General features: G+C 45.2%; 11 protein-coding genes and 1 pseudogene. 9 read left to right on the top strand and 3 right to left on the bottom strand.

The annotated features are described in order from the left end of the window. Positions 1–299 precede the first annotated feature (299 nt). Both LHL20_RS15110 and LHL20_RS15105 read left to right on the top strand, forming a co-directional pair. Positions 300–3,509 carry a TonB-dependent receptor gene (locus LHL20_RS15110; RefSeq protein WP_159627735.1) on the top strand — a complete coding sequence of 1,070 codons (3,210 nt, stop codon included), beginning with the start codon at positions 300–302 and terminating at the stop codon, positions 3,507–3,509. Between the two features lie 186 nt (positions 3,510–3,695). After that, on the top strand, positions 3,696–4,379 hold the full coding sequence (locus tag LHL20_RS15105; RefSeq protein ID WP_226433894.1) for a type 1 glutamine amidotransferase domain-containing protein: 684 nt from the start codon (positions 3,696–3,698) through the stop codon (positions 4,377–4,379). 74 nt (positions 4,380–4,453) lie between these two features. Here the strand turns inward: LHL20_RS15105 and argR are convergent, their stop codons facing one another. Continuing rightward, positions 4,454–4,918: a transcriptional regulator ArgR gene (argR, locus tag LHL20_RS15100; protein ID WP_159627740.1), complete on the bottom strand. Its 465-nt coding sequence runs from the start codon at positions 4,916–4,918 to the stop codon at positions 4,454–4,456. 236 nt (positions 4,919–5,154) lie between these two features. On the opposite strand from argR, the gene mdh reads away from it, so the two are divergent. Beyond that, complete coding sequence (mdh, locus tag LHL20_RS15095) at positions 5,155–6,093, top strand: malate dehydrogenase (RefSeq protein ID WP_159627742.1); 939 nt, start codon at positions 5,155–5,157, stop codon at positions 6,091–6,093. Positions 6,094–6,494: 401 nt separating this feature from the next. On the opposite strand, the pseudogene LHL20_RS15090 reads toward mdh, so the two are convergent. Further along, positions 6,495–6,740, bottom strand: a pseudogene (locus tag LHL20_RS15090) (DUF2071 domain-containing protein); the annotation flags it as partial. 148 nt (positions 6,741–6,888) lie between these two features. On the opposite strand from LHL20_RS15090, the gene LHL20_RS15085 reads away from it, so the two are divergent. Continuing rightward, positions 6,889–7,920 carry an alpha/beta hydrolase family protein gene (locus LHL20_RS15085; protein WP_226433893.1) on the top strand — a complete coding sequence of 344 codons (1,032 nt, stop codon included), beginning with the start codon at positions 6,889–6,891 and terminating at the stop codon, positions 7,918–7,920. A gap of 63 nt (positions 7,921–7,983) precedes the next feature. Here the strand turns inward: LHL20_RS15085 and ppc are convergent, their stop codons facing one another. Beyond that, a complete protein-coding gene (gene ppc, locus LHL20_RS15080; RefSeq protein WP_202262539.1) occupies positions 7,984–10,605 on the bottom strand; it encodes a phosphoenolpyruvate carboxylase in 2,622 nt (873 codons plus the stop codon). 233 nt (positions 10,606–10,838) lie between these two features. Between ppc and LHL20_RS15075 the strand changes: the two genes are divergently transcribed. The 5 genes from LHL20_RS15075 (at position 10,839) to LHL20_RS15055 (ending at position 16,700) form a co-directional block, all read left to right on the top strand. Beyond that, entirely contained in the window at positions 10,839–11,459 is a 621-nt protein-coding gene (locus LHL20_RS15075) for an FKBP-type peptidyl-prolyl cis-trans isomerase (RefSeq protein WP_269752166.1), read from the top strand. Positions 11,460–11,719: 260 nt separating this feature from the next. After that, a complete protein-coding gene (gene fabV, locus LHL20_RS15070) occupies positions 11,720–12,898 on the top strand; it encodes an enoyl-ACP reductase FabV (RefSeq protein WP_226433892.1) in 1,179 nt (392 codons plus the stop codon). Positions 12,899–13,399: 501 nt separating this feature from the next. Further along, positions 13,400–14,740 (top strand): Na(+)-translocating NADH-quinone reductase subunit A, encoded by a 1,341-nt coding sequence (locus LHL20_RS15065; protein WP_226433891.1) that lies wholly within the window; start codon positions 13,400–13,402, stop codon positions 14,738–14,740. A gap of 3 nt (positions 14,741–14,743) precedes the next feature. After that, on the top strand, positions 14,744–15,946 hold the full coding sequence (locus LHL20_RS15060; protein ID WP_159627755.1) for an NADH:ubiquinone reductase (Na(+)-transporting) subunit B: 1,203 nt from the start codon (positions 14,744–14,746) through the stop codon (positions 15,944–15,946). Next, on the top strand, positions 15,936–16,700 hold the full coding sequence (locus LHL20_RS15055; protein ID WP_202262537.1) for a Na(+)-translocating NADH-quinone reductase subunit C: 765 nt from the start codon (positions 15,936–15,938) through the stop codon (positions 16,698–16,700). The genes LHL20_RS15060 and LHL20_RS15055 overlap by 11 nt, the downstream gene beginning before the upstream one ends. Positions 16,701–16,704: the final 4 nt, after the last annotated feature.

Raw genomic sequence — 16,704 nt, 5'->3', positions numbered from 1 at the left:
TGATTTTTATTAAACGCTGTTTATTAGTCGCACATCTGCCAAGAATAGAACCGTCCAATTGCTGCAGATAGACAACAATAATAACAAGTAAATTAACTTGACCATGTGGTCAAGTATTTTTTTGCAAAGTCACTAGCCTCGGGCGATTGGTGTTAAATAAAAATGTAAAACTGTAATAAATTTGACATGAACCTCGATAACAATTTCTCGCGGTACTAAAATAGTCAATGGTCTTGATAGGGACAACGCCCTGCGCAAGTCCATAAAAAAGAATTTTAAACAAAAAGGGAAACACACACATGAACTTCAAAGCAAAACTCAGCCGCGTTGCTATCGCTGTTGCTGTTTCTGCTGGCCTAGCTGGTACAGTTATGGCGCAGACAACAACGTCAGCAATTCGAGGCAACGTTGTTAGTGAAGCTGGTTCAAACCTTGCTGGTGCAACAGTTACCATCAAGCACGAACCATCAGGTACAGTATCTACTGCAACTACAAACGAAAGTGGTACCTTCTCAGCACGTGGTCTTCGTGTTGGTGGTCCATACACAGTAACGATTACAGGCGACGGTTTTGTTCCTACAAAAGTAGAGAACGTTTATCTTTCTCTTGACCAAGCGCTTGCACTACCAATCACTGTTGAATCTGCTCAAAGCACCGAAGTTATCGTTGTAACGGGCAGCAGTGCAGGTACTGGCTATACTAACGAAGGCTTGAGCACAAGCTTAGGTTTAGAAGCACTTAACCAAGTTGCTTCAATCGACCGTGACATCACTGATGCTGCTCAACTTGACCCGTTTGCGTCTGTTAACGTGCAAAGCGGTGGTGCGAAAGAACTAACAATTGCTGGTGCAAACAACCGTTTCAACTCTTTAACTGTTGATGGTGTAGCACTAAATGACCGTTTCGGACTTAACGCTAACGGTTACCCAACTCAGCGTTCACCAATTTCTTACGATGCAATTGAATCACTTTCAATCCAAACTGCTCCGTTTGACGTTGAGTACAACGGCTTTACTGGCGGTACAATCAATGCCGTAACTAAATCAGGTACTAACGAGTTCCACGGTTCAGTAGGTTACTACTACACTGACGACTCTATGATGGGCGACAAGAACGGTGATGAAGAGTTTAACTTCGACTTCGAAGAAAAAACGTTCGTTGCAACACTTGGCGGTCCAATCATCAAAGACAAGCTATTCTTCTTTGTTGCTTATGATAAATTTGATTCTGTTGCTCCACTAAATCGTGGTCCAGCGGGCTCTGGTGCAGTAAACGAAGTAGCTAACATCACTATGGATGATGTTGCACAAGTTGGCCAAATCGTATCTGACGTGTGGGGCTTCGATATCGGTAACTTCCAGAAAGATGATGTACAGGACGAAAAGATCCTTGCTAACATCGACTGGAACATCAATGCTGATCACCGTGCTAAGTTCACTTACATGAGTACTGAAGGTAACTCTATTAATGAACAAAACGGTAACAACTTCCTGACCAATGACGAAGTACTAGGTGCATCATCTGCATGGTACGACCGCTCAGAAAAAGTTGAAAGCTTCATTGCTCACGTATTCTCTGACTGGACGTCAAATTTCTCGACTCAGTTCAAGATTGCAAGTACGACACAAGAAACTGGCCAGAACTCACTTAACGGCGCGGAATTCCCTAACTTTGCTGTTTTCCTACGTGAAGTAGATGGCGATGAGAACTACCTAACAATTGGTCCAGACCGTTTCCGTCACGGTAACTCACTAGACCAAGATTTCTTCCAAGTTAAGTTAGTAGGTATTTACACTACTGGTGACCACATCCTTAAACTTGGTTACGAGCGTGAAGAAGTAGACGTAGACAACTTGTTTGCACAGAACTCTGAAGGTTCATACTTGTTCGACAGCATTGAAGACTTAGCAAATGCGCAAGCGTCTGCACTTCTTTATGATAACGCTGTTACTAACAACGAAAATGACCTTCGTGCAATCTGGGGTTATAACTACAACTCACTATACTTCCAAGATTCATGGGAAGCGTCAGCTGAGCTAACTATCGACGCTGGTATTCGTTATGATTGGTATGAGTCAGAAGGCTCTATCCGTGAAAACCAAAACTTTGTTGACCGTTACGGTTTTACAAATACTACAGACATCGACGGTCTTGACGTAATTCTTCCTCGTGTGTCTTTCCAGTGGTATGCGTCTGACTACACGACTGTTCGTGGTGGTATCGGTCGTTTCTCTGGTGGTGCACCAAGTGTTTGGATTTCAAACAGCTACTCAAATGACGGTGTAATTTCAGACAACTATGAAGACTTCGGTTCTGGTCAAACTTACCAAGTACCAACTACACCTGATGCGGCTACTGGCCAGTATATCCCTCAAAACGTACTTGATGCACTAGCGAATACAGCACCTGACGGTACTGTAAACGCACTAGCACCAGATTTTGAAATTCCTACTACATGGAAAGTAAGCTTGGGTGTTGCGCACGAGCCAGAAATCGAAGTACTTGAAGGTTGGTTGTTCTCTGCTGACGTTCTATATAACAAGCTTGAAAATGCGACTTATTGGTACGACCAGCGTTGTGAAAACCCTGTTGGTACAGCACCAGATGGTCGTGGCGTATACGACTGTAGCGAAGGTCCAGAAGCGATTGTTACAGGTTCTGTAGACGACGGCGACGCTATGCTATACGCATTGTCTGCGTCAAAAGCGTGGGAAACGTCTTACGGTTCGTTCGACTTCTTCACTAGCTATACATATGCTGATGTAGAAGATGTGGGCTACGGTACTTCATCTACTGCAACGTCAAACTACTCTGACTTCGCAGCTTATGACCGCCAAGCGCCACGCGCTGGTACGTCTAACTTCCAGACTGAGCACCTATGGAAAATGCGCTTTAACTGGAGCAAAGAGCTAATCGACGGTTACGAGACTAAAGTGTCTGTATTTGCTGAGCGTCGTTCAGGTCAACCTTACAGCTACACATTCGACGAAAACAACGCGTGTGTGCTAGATGTTGGTGGCGGTCGTTGTGCGCGTGAAAGCCGTAACGATGATGCGGGTCACTTGCTATACGTACCTAACGGTATCGACGATCCGTTGTTTGCTTCTACGTCATTCGGTGGCGACCTAGCTGCTCAGCAAGAGTTCATTGATTACATCAACAGCTCTGAGCTTGCACAGTACAAAGGCGGCATCGCTGAGCGTAATGGCGACAACTCTCGTTGGTCTACTATCATCGATGTACGTATTCAGCAGCAACTACCAGCTTTCTACCCAGAGCATAAGCTTACTGTGTTCTTCGATATCGAGAACTTTGGTAACTTACTAAATGACGACTGGGGTCGTATCGAGCGTACTCGTTACGAGTATGAGCGTGCAGTTGTTTCTGCAAACATCGTTGATGGTCAGTACGAGTACTTTGACCTGAACAGCGACAGCCGTATTAAGAACCTAGAAGTTCTTGACCAGTCTGTATGGCAAGTTCAGTTCGGTATTAAATACGACTTCTAATCCAATGGTGTGAACCAATTGTAGTGTTAGGTGCCACTTTCCTTAATCGGGGGTGGCACTTTTTTATATCCAAAATTCAATAACTCCGCTCTCCCTTTCATTAAGATTTTCCCAAAAACTGATCTAACGCCTCTCTTTATGCGAACCAACTTGTACAAGATTTAAATAATCAAGCAAGGAGGAATAATGTCTAAACATGTATTAATGGTAATGACATCACACGAGCTAATGGGTGATACGGGTAATAAAACCGGTATGTGGCTAGAGGAGTTTGCCGCCCCGTACTATGCATTTAAAGATGCCGGCTATACCTTAACGTTAGCATCGCCTATGGGGGGCCAAGTGCCAATTGACCCCAACAGTCTAGCGGATGATGCCATGACGGATGATGCTATCCGTTACACAAAAGATGAAGTTGCACGCAGTGCTGTAGCCTCAACAATTCCGCTAGAAGATGTAAGAGCCGACGAGTTCGATGCGGTGTTTTATCCAGGTGGGCACGGCCCACTTTGGGATTTATCGGACAACGCGCATTCAATTAAGCTAATTGAAGACACTATTGCAGCGAAAAAACCGGTAGGTGCAGTCTGCCACGCACCGATTGTACTTAAAGATGTTAAAGACCCAGAGGGTAAGTACTTAGTTGATGGAAAAGCGGTAACCGGTTTTTCAAACAGCGAAGAGGCTGCAATGGAACTTACCGATGTGGTGCCGTACTTAGTCGAAGATGAGTTGGTTAAAAAAGGCGGTAAGTATGAAAGTGCCGATGATTTTGCTGTGAAAGTGTGTAGTGACGGACTGTTGGTGACCGGGCAAAATCCGCCATCGTCTCGTCCGGCTGCTGACGCGCTTATAAATTTGTTGTCGTAGCGTTACGATTAGATGCAAAAAAGCCGCAAACCTTAGATAAGGCTTCGCGGCTTTTTGCTATTTGGCAGGTACACCTATACGTTTTCGAACAAGTCTTCTACGCGTTGACGAAGCTCTTCAATGTTCGATACATCGGCCGGCGCAATAAAAATAGTATCGTCGCCAGCAATAGTCCCTAGCACACCATCTTTCTTGCTTAATGAGTCAAGAAGACGTGCAATTAGCTGTGCCGCGCCTGGGCTTGTCCTGATGATAACCATTACGTTATTGTGGACAATATCCAGCACCAACTGTTTAAGCGGGCTTTTTGCTGTAGGCATACCAAGCTCTGGCGGTAAGCAATACACCATGTCACCTCGGGCGTTACGCGTACGTACTGCACCAAACTTACTTAGCATGCGAGATATTTTAGACTGGCTAATATTGTCAAAACCTTGTGCTTTTAAAGCATCAACAATTTCGCCTTGTGAACCGTAACTTTCTGCTTTAAGTATTTCTTTGAAAGCTTTAATCAGTTGCTCTTGTTTTGCGTTAGCCATTAGCGCTCTTTCTATTCTATCGTTCGTTAAAAAGGTTTTTATTTTATGTTGCTATATTGTGCCCCACAGGTGGACTTTGCGCAATTTGTTTGCATAATCATTCATGATAATGAATATCGCATAAAAATCGCTAAAAATAACGTTAATAAGACGATCCGGTGATTGAGTTTTCCCCCGCGTTGCATTAGTGTGACGTTCCGTTTAAATACGTGAAGTAATCCCATAGGAGAAATGGTATGAAAGTAGCCGTGTTAGGTGCTGCCGGTGGTATTGGTCAGGCGCTGTCTTTGTTGTTGAAAACACAATTGCCAGCAGGTTCAGAATTAGCGCTTTACGACGTAGCGCCAGTTGTTCCTGGTGTTGCTGTTGATTTGAGCCACATCCCCACTGCAGTAAAAGTAACCGGTCACGGTAAAGATGACCTAGCTGAAGCACTAACTGGATCTGACGTTGTTCTTATTCCAGCGGGTATGCCTCGTAAGCCAGGTATGGATCGTTCTGATCTGTTCAACATCAACGCCGGCATTGTTAAGAACCTAATTGAAGGTGTAGCTGATAACTGCCCGAACGCGTGTGTTGGTATCATCACTAACCCTGTAAACACAACTGTTGCGATTGCAGCAGAAACGCTAAAAGCAAAAGGCGTTTACGACAAGAACAAGCTTTTCGGTGTAACTACGCTTGACGTTATCCGCGCTGAAACGTTTGTTGCTGAGCTTAAAGGTGTAGACGTATCTTCTGTACACGTACCGGTAATCGGTGGTCACTCTGGTACTACAATCCTTCCTCTTCTTTCACAAGTTGAAGGTGTTGAGTTCACAGACGAAGAAGTTGCTAGCCTAACAACGCGTATCCAGAACGCAGGTACTGAAGTTGTTGAAGCAAAAGCAGGCGGCGGCTCTGCAACCCTATCTATGGGTCAAGCAGCAGCGCGTTTCTGTCTATCTCTAGTTGCAGCAATGCAAGGTGAGAACGTTGTTGAGTACACTTACGTACAAACTGACGACAGCGACGACGCAGCATTCTTCGCACACCCAGTTCGCCTAGGCGCAAACGGTGTTGAAGAAATCTTACCATACGGCGAGCTTAGCGCATTCGAAGAAAAAGCGAAAAACGACATGCTTGAAGGCCTACGTGGCGACATCAAGCTAGGTGTTGACTTCGTAAACGGCTAATTGGTGAGTGTCATTGGCAGGCCTTTGAACGTAGGCACGCCGTGAATACTTCCCTGTAGGCTTCGCCACCGCATCCCTGCGGTGGAGAGCCTACTTATCAAACCCCGCCAACTCTAGGTATCTCATTAGTCCAATCGCTGAAGTTTTAAAACAAAGCAGTCTGTTACGACCTTACGTATCTAGCCTTATTGTTGCTTCTTTGTAGGCTTCGTCACCGCATCCTTGGCACAGGAGAGTCTACTTATCAAAGCCCCGCCAACTCTAGGCATATTATTAGCCTAATCACTGAAGTATTAATAAAGAGCAGTCTGTTACGACCTTACGAATCCAGCCTTTTTTGTTGCATCTATGTAGGCCTCGTCACGGGATACTTACTTGAAAGGGCTTGTATTCTCTTTGTGTTATCCAATAACTGTGGGGGGTAAGTAAATAGTAAACTCATTGATGGGTTCTATGAGGACGCTGTAAGGCGAGTGTTGTTCTGACTCTTTGACAATGTCGAGATCAGATAAAAGCTTAAAATTCGCAGATACAAGTTTAGCGGGCTTTACTGCTAATTCTTTATGCCAGACGCGGTAAGTCCCCAGTCTGTTATCCCTTCGATAATAAAAGCCTGCGAGAGGGTGGGGTAAACAGACTAAAGCAGAAACCTGCTTCGCAATTGGCCGTTTAATTCAATGCACAACGACAAATTTTGTTACTAATCAGGTTCGTATTTTGTTGAGTTGCATGCGTTTTCGTTATTTACTAACTTCATTCTGACTGTTTTTTATTTGAATTCAACAAGGATGTGTTATGAGTCTTTTAAAACGCACTGCTTTACTTTCCATCGCACTTTTAGCCCTTTGCATAAACGTCAATACGGTTGCAGCTACAATCAATACTGCGCCATTAGCAGATACTGCATTTGCTAAACTGCCAGAAGCATTAACCCTTAAAGGCGATGCACTTCCTTTTACTGATTACAAAGCATGGTTAGCACATGCGCAAAGCAATAACCAAAAAGTCGCGTATGTGGATAGATGGCAAAAAGCGGTAAACCCTAAAAAATTCAATGCGCTTATGAAGACAACAAGTGCGCAATGGATTGAGTATGAATCGGATGGTTTAAAGATTTCAGGTGTTATGGTGTCACCAAAGCATGTTGGCGACAAAAAACTACCAGTGATCATTTATAATCGCGGTGGTAACCATAAGCATAATGTAACGCGCATAGCGGTGGTTGAGCGTTTAATGCCGCTCGCCGAACAGGGTTATATTGTTTTGGCGAGTAATTATCGAGGCGCTAAATTTAGCCAAGGGAAAGATGAATTTGGCGGCGATGATGTAAACGACGTTTTGCGACTGATTGAAATAGCCAAGCAGTTACCTAATGCCGACTCCAATAAGATTGCCTTATATGGCGTAAGTCGTGGCGGCATGATGACTTGGCAGGCGCTTCGAAATAACACAAATGACATTACTAGTGCAGTTATTGTAGCAGGCCCGTCTGATTTACATACAACTGTGGCGCGCCGCCCAGACATGCAGGCGCTGCTTAATAAACTTGTTCCGAATATGGAGCAAAACCAAACAAAAGCCCTTGATGAACGCTCAGCGGTAAAATGGATTGATGAGCTAAATCCGAATGTACCTATTTTGCTAGTGCACGGAAGTGCAGATGTGCGCGTTGATGTTTCACATTCGCTTAAGGCAGCACAAAAGCTAAAAGACAATAACCACTCGCATAAGCTGGTTGTTTATGAAAACGGCGATCACAGTTTAACTTTCTATCGCGATGAGGTGGAAAGCGAAATCAATAGTTGGTTAGCGGAGCACTTTCAGTAACGCAATAAAAAAGCCCGCTACGTGATACGAAGCGGGCCTCTTTGATTTGAAGGGTTAGCGTACTTAACCTGTGTTACGCATACCAATGGCAATTCCGGCAATGGTCACCATCATTGCGCGCTCTAAGCTGGTATTTTGCGACTCATCACCCGCTTTACGGATGCGATCAAGAAGCTCAATTTGCAGGTAGTGCAAAGGCTGTAAATACGCTGCGCGAATTTCCATAGACTCTTTACCCTGCGGGTCGTTCTTCATAATGTCGTCGTCACCGGTAATAGCAAGCAGTGACGAAATACTTTCTTTAAGCTCTGTGCGCAGAGCTTCACCAAAGTGCTTAAGCTCTTTAGGTACAAGACGTTCGTCATACGCTTCACTGATACGCGGGTCGGCTTTGTGGAACACCATGTCTAGCATTGATAGACGAGAGCGGTAAAACGGCCATTCACTGAACATTTCGTTCACCACCTTTTCGTTCTCTTCGTTTTTAACGCTGTCAATGGCGCGCATTACACCTAGCCAGCTCGGCAATACCAAGCGGGTCTGTGCCCATGCAAAGATCCAAGGAATAGCGCGTAAGCTCTCAATACCACCCTGTGGCTTACGTTTAGCTGGTCGACTTCCTAGCGGCAGTTTGCCAAGCTCTTGTTCAGGTGTGGCAACGCGGAAGTAAGGCACAAACTCTTCATCGTGTCTTACCGTTGCGCGATAGTTATCGCGGCCTTGTGCGGCCATTGCCGTAATAAGCTCGCGCCACTCTTCTTTAGGTGCCGGTGGCGGAAACAACATAGCTTCAATGATGGCACTGGCGTAAATACCCAAGCTGCGCTTAGCCAGCTTCGGCATACCGAATTTGTAACGAATAGTCTCGCCTTGCTCAGTCACGCGGAAGCCACCTTCTAGCGAGCCCGGAGGCTGCGAATAAATGGCTGCATGTGCTGGCAGGCCACCACGACCAATTGTACCACCACGACCGTGGAACAAGGTCAGGCTCACGTCGAATTCTTCAGCAATGGCAACTAACGCTTCTTGTGATTGATACTGTGCCCAGCCTGCAGCTAATGCACCAGCATCTTTCGCTGAGTCAGAGTAACCAATCATAACGAACTGACGGCCCTTCACATAGCCGCGATACCAGTCGATGGATAAAAGCTTGCGCATGACATCAGGTGAATTGTTTAAGTCGTCTAGTGTTTCAAACAAAGGAGCAACAGGCATTGGCCAATCTACGCCACTTTCTTGAAGTAGAAGCTGTACTGCCATGACGTCTGATGGCTCACTCGCCATCGAAATAATATAAATACCAAAACCATGCTTGCTGTGTTTAGCAATTACTTTGCAGGTATCAAGTACTTCTTTTACGTCGTCAGAAGCATCCCATTGTGCAGGGAATAACGGGCGCTTAGAACCAAGTTCACGCAGTAAGAAGGCTTGCTTGTCAGCTTCACTCCACTGTGCGTAATCACCAAGACCTAAGTAGCGGGTCAATTCACTAAATACATCAGCGTGACGTTCTGAGTCTTGGCGAACGTCAAGACGTAACAAGTGCACACCGAATACGCGGGCACGACGAATAGTGTCTAACAGTAAACCGTTGGCGACTACCTGCATGCCGCAATCTAGCAATGATTGGTAGCACAGCATTAGTGGCTCAATAAGCTCTTCGTCGTAATTAACCCAGTTAGACGTATCTGGGTTTTTACCCGCTAGGTAGTCACTGATACCGTCACGCGTTGCGACAAAACGGTCAACCAACGGGCGAAGGAGGGCGCGATAAGGTTCATTGGCATCACCTACTTTTGCGCGAAGCTCGTCGTTGCAGTCATACATTGACAGCTCTACTTGCAAACGGTCTAGGTCGATTGCAAATAGTTTGGCTGCACGTTTACGAGCAAGTAATAACACTTGTTCAGTGACTTTTGACGTTACGAATGGGTTACCGTCACGGTCACCACCCATCCACGAGCTAAATTGAACAGGAGATGCATCGAGTGGCAATGATACTTGATAGTCTTCATTTAAGCGGCCGTCTAACTCGCGCATGAAATCTGGTACAGCTTCCCAAAGTGAATTCTCAATAACTGAGAAACCCCAACGTGCTTCATCAACAGGGGTAGGGCGTACCGAACGAATTTCTTCTGTGTGCCAAGCCTGCGCGATGAGATCTGCAATACGTGTTTCAATCTTTGTACGCTCAACATCACTCAACGATTCTTGGTGAATGGCCTGTAAGCAGTTTGCCAGCTCTTTATGTTTGTGAATTAAAGTGCGGCGGGTTACCTCAGTTGGGTGAGCGGTCAGTACTAAATCAATGTTTAGCTTGGCTACTGCTTCTTGCACTTTATCAGCAGTAAGTTCAGCTTTATCTAGGTGTTTGAACAGCGCATCTATCGATGCATCAACATTCATCGCGGCGTTGTATTCTTGCTCGGCAATGTTACCTAAGTTTAAGAATTGCGCGAAAGCACGACCAACAGTTAATAAATCACTGTCAGACATGTTTTTGAAAGTTTCTTTCAGTTCTTCGCTGCAAGCAGCATCGCCCTGATAAGACGCTCGGCCGCCCTTTCTGATCTTTTCAATACGGTCAAGCCACTCTTGACCGAGTTGATTTTTGATAGTTTCACCAAGGGTTTTTCCTAGGTAACGAACGGTGTCTTTTAGTTCAGCATCGTAGTGTGTTTGCATGCTATCCTCCTAAATATATGGTCTTAACCATACTGTGTCCTTCACAACTTGTCTAACCACTTTCGGTTATAATTTACAACATTTTGATACTTTTACACCCATCATAGTATTGCTCAAAGCAAGATAATTTCTGGTGTGATACACTCTTTCACCGGAAAATGCAGAAACATTCTCGCAGTATGCGTTTTGTTTGAAATTTGTACTGCATTTGTAATTAAATTTCAGGAGTTATCGTGACTGATACATTCAATACAGTAGAAACCCAAGCAAGTTACGGCATTGGTTTTCAAATGGGTCAACAATTGCAATCAAATCCTTTCGACGGACTTGCAATTGATGCTGTGGTAGCGGGCCTAAAAGATGCGTTCGCAGGTCAAGCACCTCAGGTTGACAATGACACGCTACGCGACGCGTTCGGTGAAATTCACAAGCGTATGCAAGCGGCTAAAGAAGAAGCTAGCAAAGCGGTTATTGAAGAAGGCACGAAGTACCTTGAAGAAAATGCGAAACGTGATGAAGTAACTGTGACTGAATCTGGTCTTCAGTACGAAGTGATTGCAGAAGGCGACGGCGACACTCCTGTTGCAGCAAGCACTGTTCGCGTTCATTATCACGGCACTCTTATCAACGGTACTACTTTCGACAGTTCTTACGAACGCGGTCAGCCGGCTGAATTCCCAGTGGGTGGCGTGATCAAAGGTTGGACTGAAGCACTTCAGCTTATGAAGGTGGGTGCTAAGTATCGTCTATATATCCCACATGATCTTGCCTACGGTGAGCAAGGTGCAGGTGCCGCTATCGCGCCTTACAGCACGCTTGTATTTGATGTTGAGTTACTTGACATCCTAGGCTAGTTCGCCTTTGAGGGAGTGCCGCCCGGCGCTCCTTTTTACAAGAGCGTTTTGGTCTTTGCTATAAAAACGTACCACAAACGTCAATACACTTTAGAAATCTTCAACAAAATCTCTTTTCTTCACACTACCTTTCGGTATGGTATAGCTTAATACTTTCACACTTTCTTACAGCGGACAGTCCGTTGGTATCTATCTGCTCCGAGTTGTTATCAGTAGCTTCGGCATTACAATAGCGCCATGCTTAAATAAGGAAAATTATTATGGTTATCAAGCCTAAAGTAAGAGGCTTCATTTGTACAAACGCACATCCTGTTGGCTGTGCTGCGTCGGTAGAAGAACAAATTGCTTATGTAGAAGCAAAAGGCGACTTAGGCGAAGGCCCTAAAAACGTTTTGGTGATCGGAAGCTCTACTGGCTACGGTTTGGCGTCGCGCATTACATCAGCATTTGGCTATGGTGCCAAAACGCTAGGTGTGTGTTTTGAAAAGGCACCTACAGAGCGTAAAACGGGTACAGCTGGCTGGTACAATACGGCGGCTTTTCACGCGCAGGCAAAAGCAAAAGGCGTATACGCTGAAACCATCAATGGCGATGCGTTTTCTGATGAGATAAAACACGAAGCGATTGAGAAAATCAAAACGGAAATGGGCAAAGTTGACTTGGTGATTTATAGCCTTGCGTCACCGCGTCGAACCGATCCTGAAACAGGCGTGACATATAAGTCTACGTTAAAACCTGTAGGGCAAGCATATACAACAAAGACCTATGACACAGACAAAGACAAAGTTCACGAAGTGTCACTAGAGCCTGCGAATGATGATGAAATTCTTAATACCATCAAAGTGATGGGGGGCGAAGACTGGGAGCGTTGGATGGACTTCCTTCGCGAAGCGGATGTGTTGGCTGAAGGCTGTAAAACAACCGCTTACACCTACATTGGTAAAGAGCTTACATGGCCTATTTACGGCCAAGCTACTATCGGAAAAGCCAAAGAAGACCTCGATCGTGCTGCTGCCGCTATCATTGGCAAAAACAGTGATTTGCTGGTTCAAGCGAACGTTAGTTCATTAAAAGCATTGGTGACTCAAGCAAGCTCTGCTATTCCCGTAATGCCACTTTATATATCGTTGATTTACAGGGTAATGAAAGAAGAAGGGACGCACGAAGGGTGTATTGAGCAAATATTCGGACTGTTTACCGAATGCCTATTTGGTGATACGCCAACCCTTGATGAATCTAATCGTTACAGAATGGATGGCAAAGAAACTAACGATGCTACACAAGCTAAAATAAAAGCCATTTGGGATGATGTTACCCAAGAAAACTTTCATGATGTGAGTGACTATAAGGGCTATCACCATGAGTTTTTAAAACTGTTTGGATTTGACATTGAAAGCGTAGATTACGAGCAAGATGTTGACCCAATGGTTAATTGGTAATACGTAAATAATATTTACTGATTTGTACTGAAGCCGTCTGATATGACGGCTTTTTTTGGCCTTGGCGTTAGTTTTGCTCAGTTTTGCGATTAATTGCGACTAAAGGTTTACATTAAATTGTAGAAAAATTTGGCTTTATTCTGAAATTGCGTGGCACAAACGTGTGGGTTAATGCTAAAATCCCGAAATTAAGTAGGGGGCTTTCTACCCACTACCAAAACAGCAGTAGCGATTGCAGCGCACAATAATAAAAATAAGTGTGAATTTCAGCTGGTGGTCTATAAAAATAGAGCGCATTAAAAACGCTCGCAAATTGGAATGAATGATTACAGCTTCATAACAGGCTGACTGTAGTTATGCTGACCAAAGGTTTTACAGCAAGTTCCGACAATCAATGAATTAGGTGTTTATCACCTGTTAATAGTGCGCTTTTGCATGCTGACAGGCAGGTTTTCTGCGGTCATGCAAAAGGGTATTTCTATTAGAGTAGTGCGATTACATATGATAAAAATCAAGAAAGGTCTCGACCTCCCAATTGAGGGAGCGCCGAAGCAGGAGATTGCTGATGCATCTGCTGCAACGCGCGTTGCCATTCTGGGAGAAGAATATGTGGGTATGCGCCCTACCATGCACGTCCAAGTTGGCGATGTAGTGAAGAAAGGTCAGGTACTTTTTGAAGACAAAAAGAACCCTGGCGTTAAATTCACTGCTCCAGCAGCGGGTGAAGTGGTAGAGGTTAACCGTGGTGCAAAACGTGTTCTTCAGTCTGTAGTTATAAAGGTAAACGGCAACGATGCTGTTAGCTTTGATAAAATTGCAGCTGACCAGATCGCGAGTGCTTCACGCGAGCAACTTCAATCAATCCTTGTAGAGTCTGGCATGTGGACAGCGTTGCGTACGCGTCCATTTAGCAAATCTCCTAAGCTTGACTCTGTACCAAGTTCAATTTTCGTAACAGCAATGGATACAAATCCACTTGCAGCTGATCCAGCTGTAATTATTGCTGAGCGTCGAGACGATTTTGTAAATGGTCTTAAAGCGCTAGCGCAATTGAGCGGTGGTAAAACTTTTGTTTGTAAAGCGCCTGGTGCTTCTGTAGCAACCGGTGATGCAGCAGTTGATGTTGAAGAGTTTGGCGGTCCTCACCCTGCGGGCCTACCAGGAACTCACATTCACTACCTTGATTCTGCTGGCATGAACAAAACAGTGTGGCACATCAACTACCAAGACGTTATGGCGATTGGTGCGTTGCTGACTACAGGTGAACTTGATAGCCGTCGTGTTATTTCTTTAGCGGGTCCTGCTGCTAAAAACCCTCGCTTAGTTCGTACAGTGATTGGTGCAGACCTAACTGAACTTACTGCTAGCGAGCAAGAAGACGGTGAAGTTCGTGTTATCTCAGGTTCTGTGCTTAACGGTACAACTGCGATGGGCGTACACGGTTTCCTAGGTCGCTTCCATACACAAGTTTCACTCTTAAAAGAAGGTCGCGAGAAGAAGTTCTTCGGTTGGATCATGCCTGGTTCAAACCAACACTCAGTGACTCGTGCTTACTTAGGTCACCTAAGTGGCAGCAAGAAATTTGATATGACAACAACTACCAATGGTTCTGAACGTTCTATGGTTCCAATTGGTAATTACGAACGCGTTATGCCCCTAGATATCATTCCTACGCTACTGCTTAGGGACCTGATTTCTGGTGATACTGACGGTGCTCAGACGTTGGGTTGCTTAGAGTTAGACGAAGAAGATTTGGCATTGTGTACTTATGTATGCCCTGGCAAATACAATTATGCGCCTATCTTACGCGACTGTTTGACCACGATAGAGAAAGAGGGTTAAGTCATGGGTTTAAAAGCGTATTTAGAAAAGATCGAACCAAACTTCGAGCCAGGTGGTAAACATGAAAAGTGGTATGCGCTTTACGAAGCTGCGGCGACCATTTTCTACACCCCAGGTAAAGTAAACAAAGCTAACACGCACGTGCGTGATAGCATCGACCTTAAGCGCATCATGATCATGGTATGGATGGCAACATTCCCAGCTATGTTCTTCGGTATGTACAACATCGGTTTCCAAGCGCAAGAAGCAATTGCAGCTGGTGCAGGTACACTACCTGACACGTGGCAAGCGGGCTTATTCGCTGCACTTGGTGGTGACTTGACGAATGCAGGCACATTGGGCTTGTTCTTCTACGGTGCGTGTTTCTGGCTTCCAATCTACGCAGTTACGTTTGCGGTAGGTGGTTTCTGGGAAGTACTTTTCGCTTCTGTGCGTAAGCACGAAGTTAACGAAGGTTTCTTCGTAACATCGGTACTGTTTGCACTAACGCTTCCGGCTACTATCCCACTATGGCAAGTTGCACTAGGTATTACTTTTGGTGTTGTAATTGCTAAAGAAGTATTCGGTGGTACAGGTCGTAACTTCCTTAACCCAGCACTGTCTGGTCGTGCATTCCTTTACTTTGCGTATCCAGCGCAAATTTCAGGTGACCAAGTATGGGTAGCAGCAGATGGTTATTCTGGTGCAACGTCTCTAAGCCAAGCGGCTTCTGGCAACCTTGACTACGCGAACATGGATCAGTGGATGAATAGCTTCATCGGTACTATCTCAGGTTCAGCGGGTGAGGTGTCGACTCTTGCTATCATTCTTGGTGGTTTGTTCATCATGTATATGCGTATAGCAAGCTGGCGCATTGTTGCTGGTGTGGCGATTGGTGTGGCGTTCTTCGCAACCTTGCTAAACCTAATCGGCAGTGATACTAACCCTATGTTTGCAATGCCTGCACATTGGCACTTTGTTGTTGGTGGTCTTGCTTTTGGTATGTTTTTTATGGCGACAGACCCAGTTTCTGCGTCGTTCACAAACCAAGGTAAGTGGGCTTATGGTATCTTCATTGGTTTCATGACGGTACTAATCCGCGTCCTAAACCCAGCCTTCCCTGAAGGTGTAATGCTAGCAATTCTATTTGCTAACTTGTGGGCGCCACTGTTCGACTATTTCGTCGCACAAAGCAATATCAAGCGGAGGGTAGCACGTGTCGGCTAAGAAAGAATCTTTAGGCAAAACGGTAGGTATTGTTGTTGCCGTATGTTTAGTTTGTTCAATTGTTGTTTCTGGCGCGGCTGTTGGCCTTCGCTCTTTACAGCAAACAAACGCAGCTCTAGATAAGAAGAGCAACATCCTAACTGCTGCTGGCCTTTATGAAACGGGCATGAGCAATAGCGCAATTGAAAGCACGTACAGCGAGCGAGTAGAACAGCGTTACGTAGACCTAGACAACGGTGCGTTCGTAGAAGCGCCGAGTCAAGATTACGATATGTACAAAGCAGCAAAGGTAACTGAGACAAGCACTAAAGTAGAAGGCAGCAATGTCGGCTTCCAACGTCGCCCTAACGTGGCAAGTGTTTACTTAGTGCGCGACGAGGCAGGTGATGTATCTCGTATCATTCTTCCTGTACACGGCAGCGGCCTTTGGGATCTTATGTACGGTTTCTTAGCGGTAGATGCTGACGGACAAACAGTTCGCGAGCTTATTTACTACCAGCAAAAAGAAACGCCAGGACTAGGTGGTGAAGTGCAAAACCCTGCTTGGCAGGCAAAATGGGACGGCAAGGAACTGTATGAAAATGGCGAAGTTGCTATTCGTGTAGTTAAAAATGCTAACCCTAGCAATCCTCACACTATTGATGCGCTTTCAGGTGCAACCCTAACCAGCAACGGTGTTGAAAACACAGTACGTTACTGGGTAGGCGAGCAAGGCTTCGGCCAGTTCCTGAAGAACCAAGCATGGCGTTCATAAGGGA

Origin of the sequence: Alteromonas sp. McT4-15 (genome assembly GCF_020515205.1) — a bacterium.
Taxonomy (GTDB): domain Bacteria; phylum Pseudomonadota; class Gammaproteobacteria; order Enterobacterales; family Alteromonadaceae; genus Alteromonas.
The sequence above is the reverse complement of the archived record's forward strand: the minus strand, read 5'-3'. Positions and strand labels throughout refer to the sequence as shown.

What these genes read in the sequence shown, in the direction of transcription:
- LHL20_RS15105 (WP_226433894.1), top strand. Translation starts at nt 3,696, where the DNA reads ATGTCTAAACATGTATTAATGGTAATGACATCACACGAGCTAATGGGT.
- mdh (WP_159627742.1), top strand. Translation starts at nt 5,155, where the DNA reads ATGAAAGTAGCCGTGTTAGGTGCTGCCGGTGGTATTGGTCAGGCGCTG.
- LHL20_RS15110 (WP_159627735.1), top strand. Translation starts at nt 300, where the DNA reads ATGAACTTCAAAGCAAAACTCAGCCGCGTTGCTATCGCTGTTGCTGTT.
- argR (WP_159627740.1), bottom strand. Translation starts at nt 4,918, where the DNA reads ATGGCTAACGCAAAACAAGAGCAACTGATTAAAGCTTTCAAAGAAATA.
- LHL20_RS15085 (WP_226433893.1), top strand. Translation starts at nt 6,889, where the DNA reads ATGAGTCTTTTAAAACGCACTGCTTTACTTTCCATCGCACTTTTAGCC.
- LHL20_RS15065 (WP_226433891.1), top strand. Translation starts at nt 13,400, where the DNA reads ATGATAAAAATCAAGAAAGGTCTCGACCTCCCAATTGAGGGAGCGCCG.
- ppc (WP_202262539.1), bottom strand. Translation starts at nt 10,605, where the DNA reads ATGCAAACACACTACGATGCTGAACTAAAAGACACCGTTCGTTACCTA.
- fabV (WP_226433892.1), top strand. Translation starts at nt 11,720, where the DNA reads ATGGTTATCAAGCCTAAAGTAAGAGGCTTCATTTGTACAAACGCACAT.
- LHL20_RS15060 (WP_159627755.1), top strand. Translation starts at nt 14,744, where the DNA reads ATGGGTTTAAAAGCGTATTTAGAAAAGATCGAACCAAACTTCGAGCCA.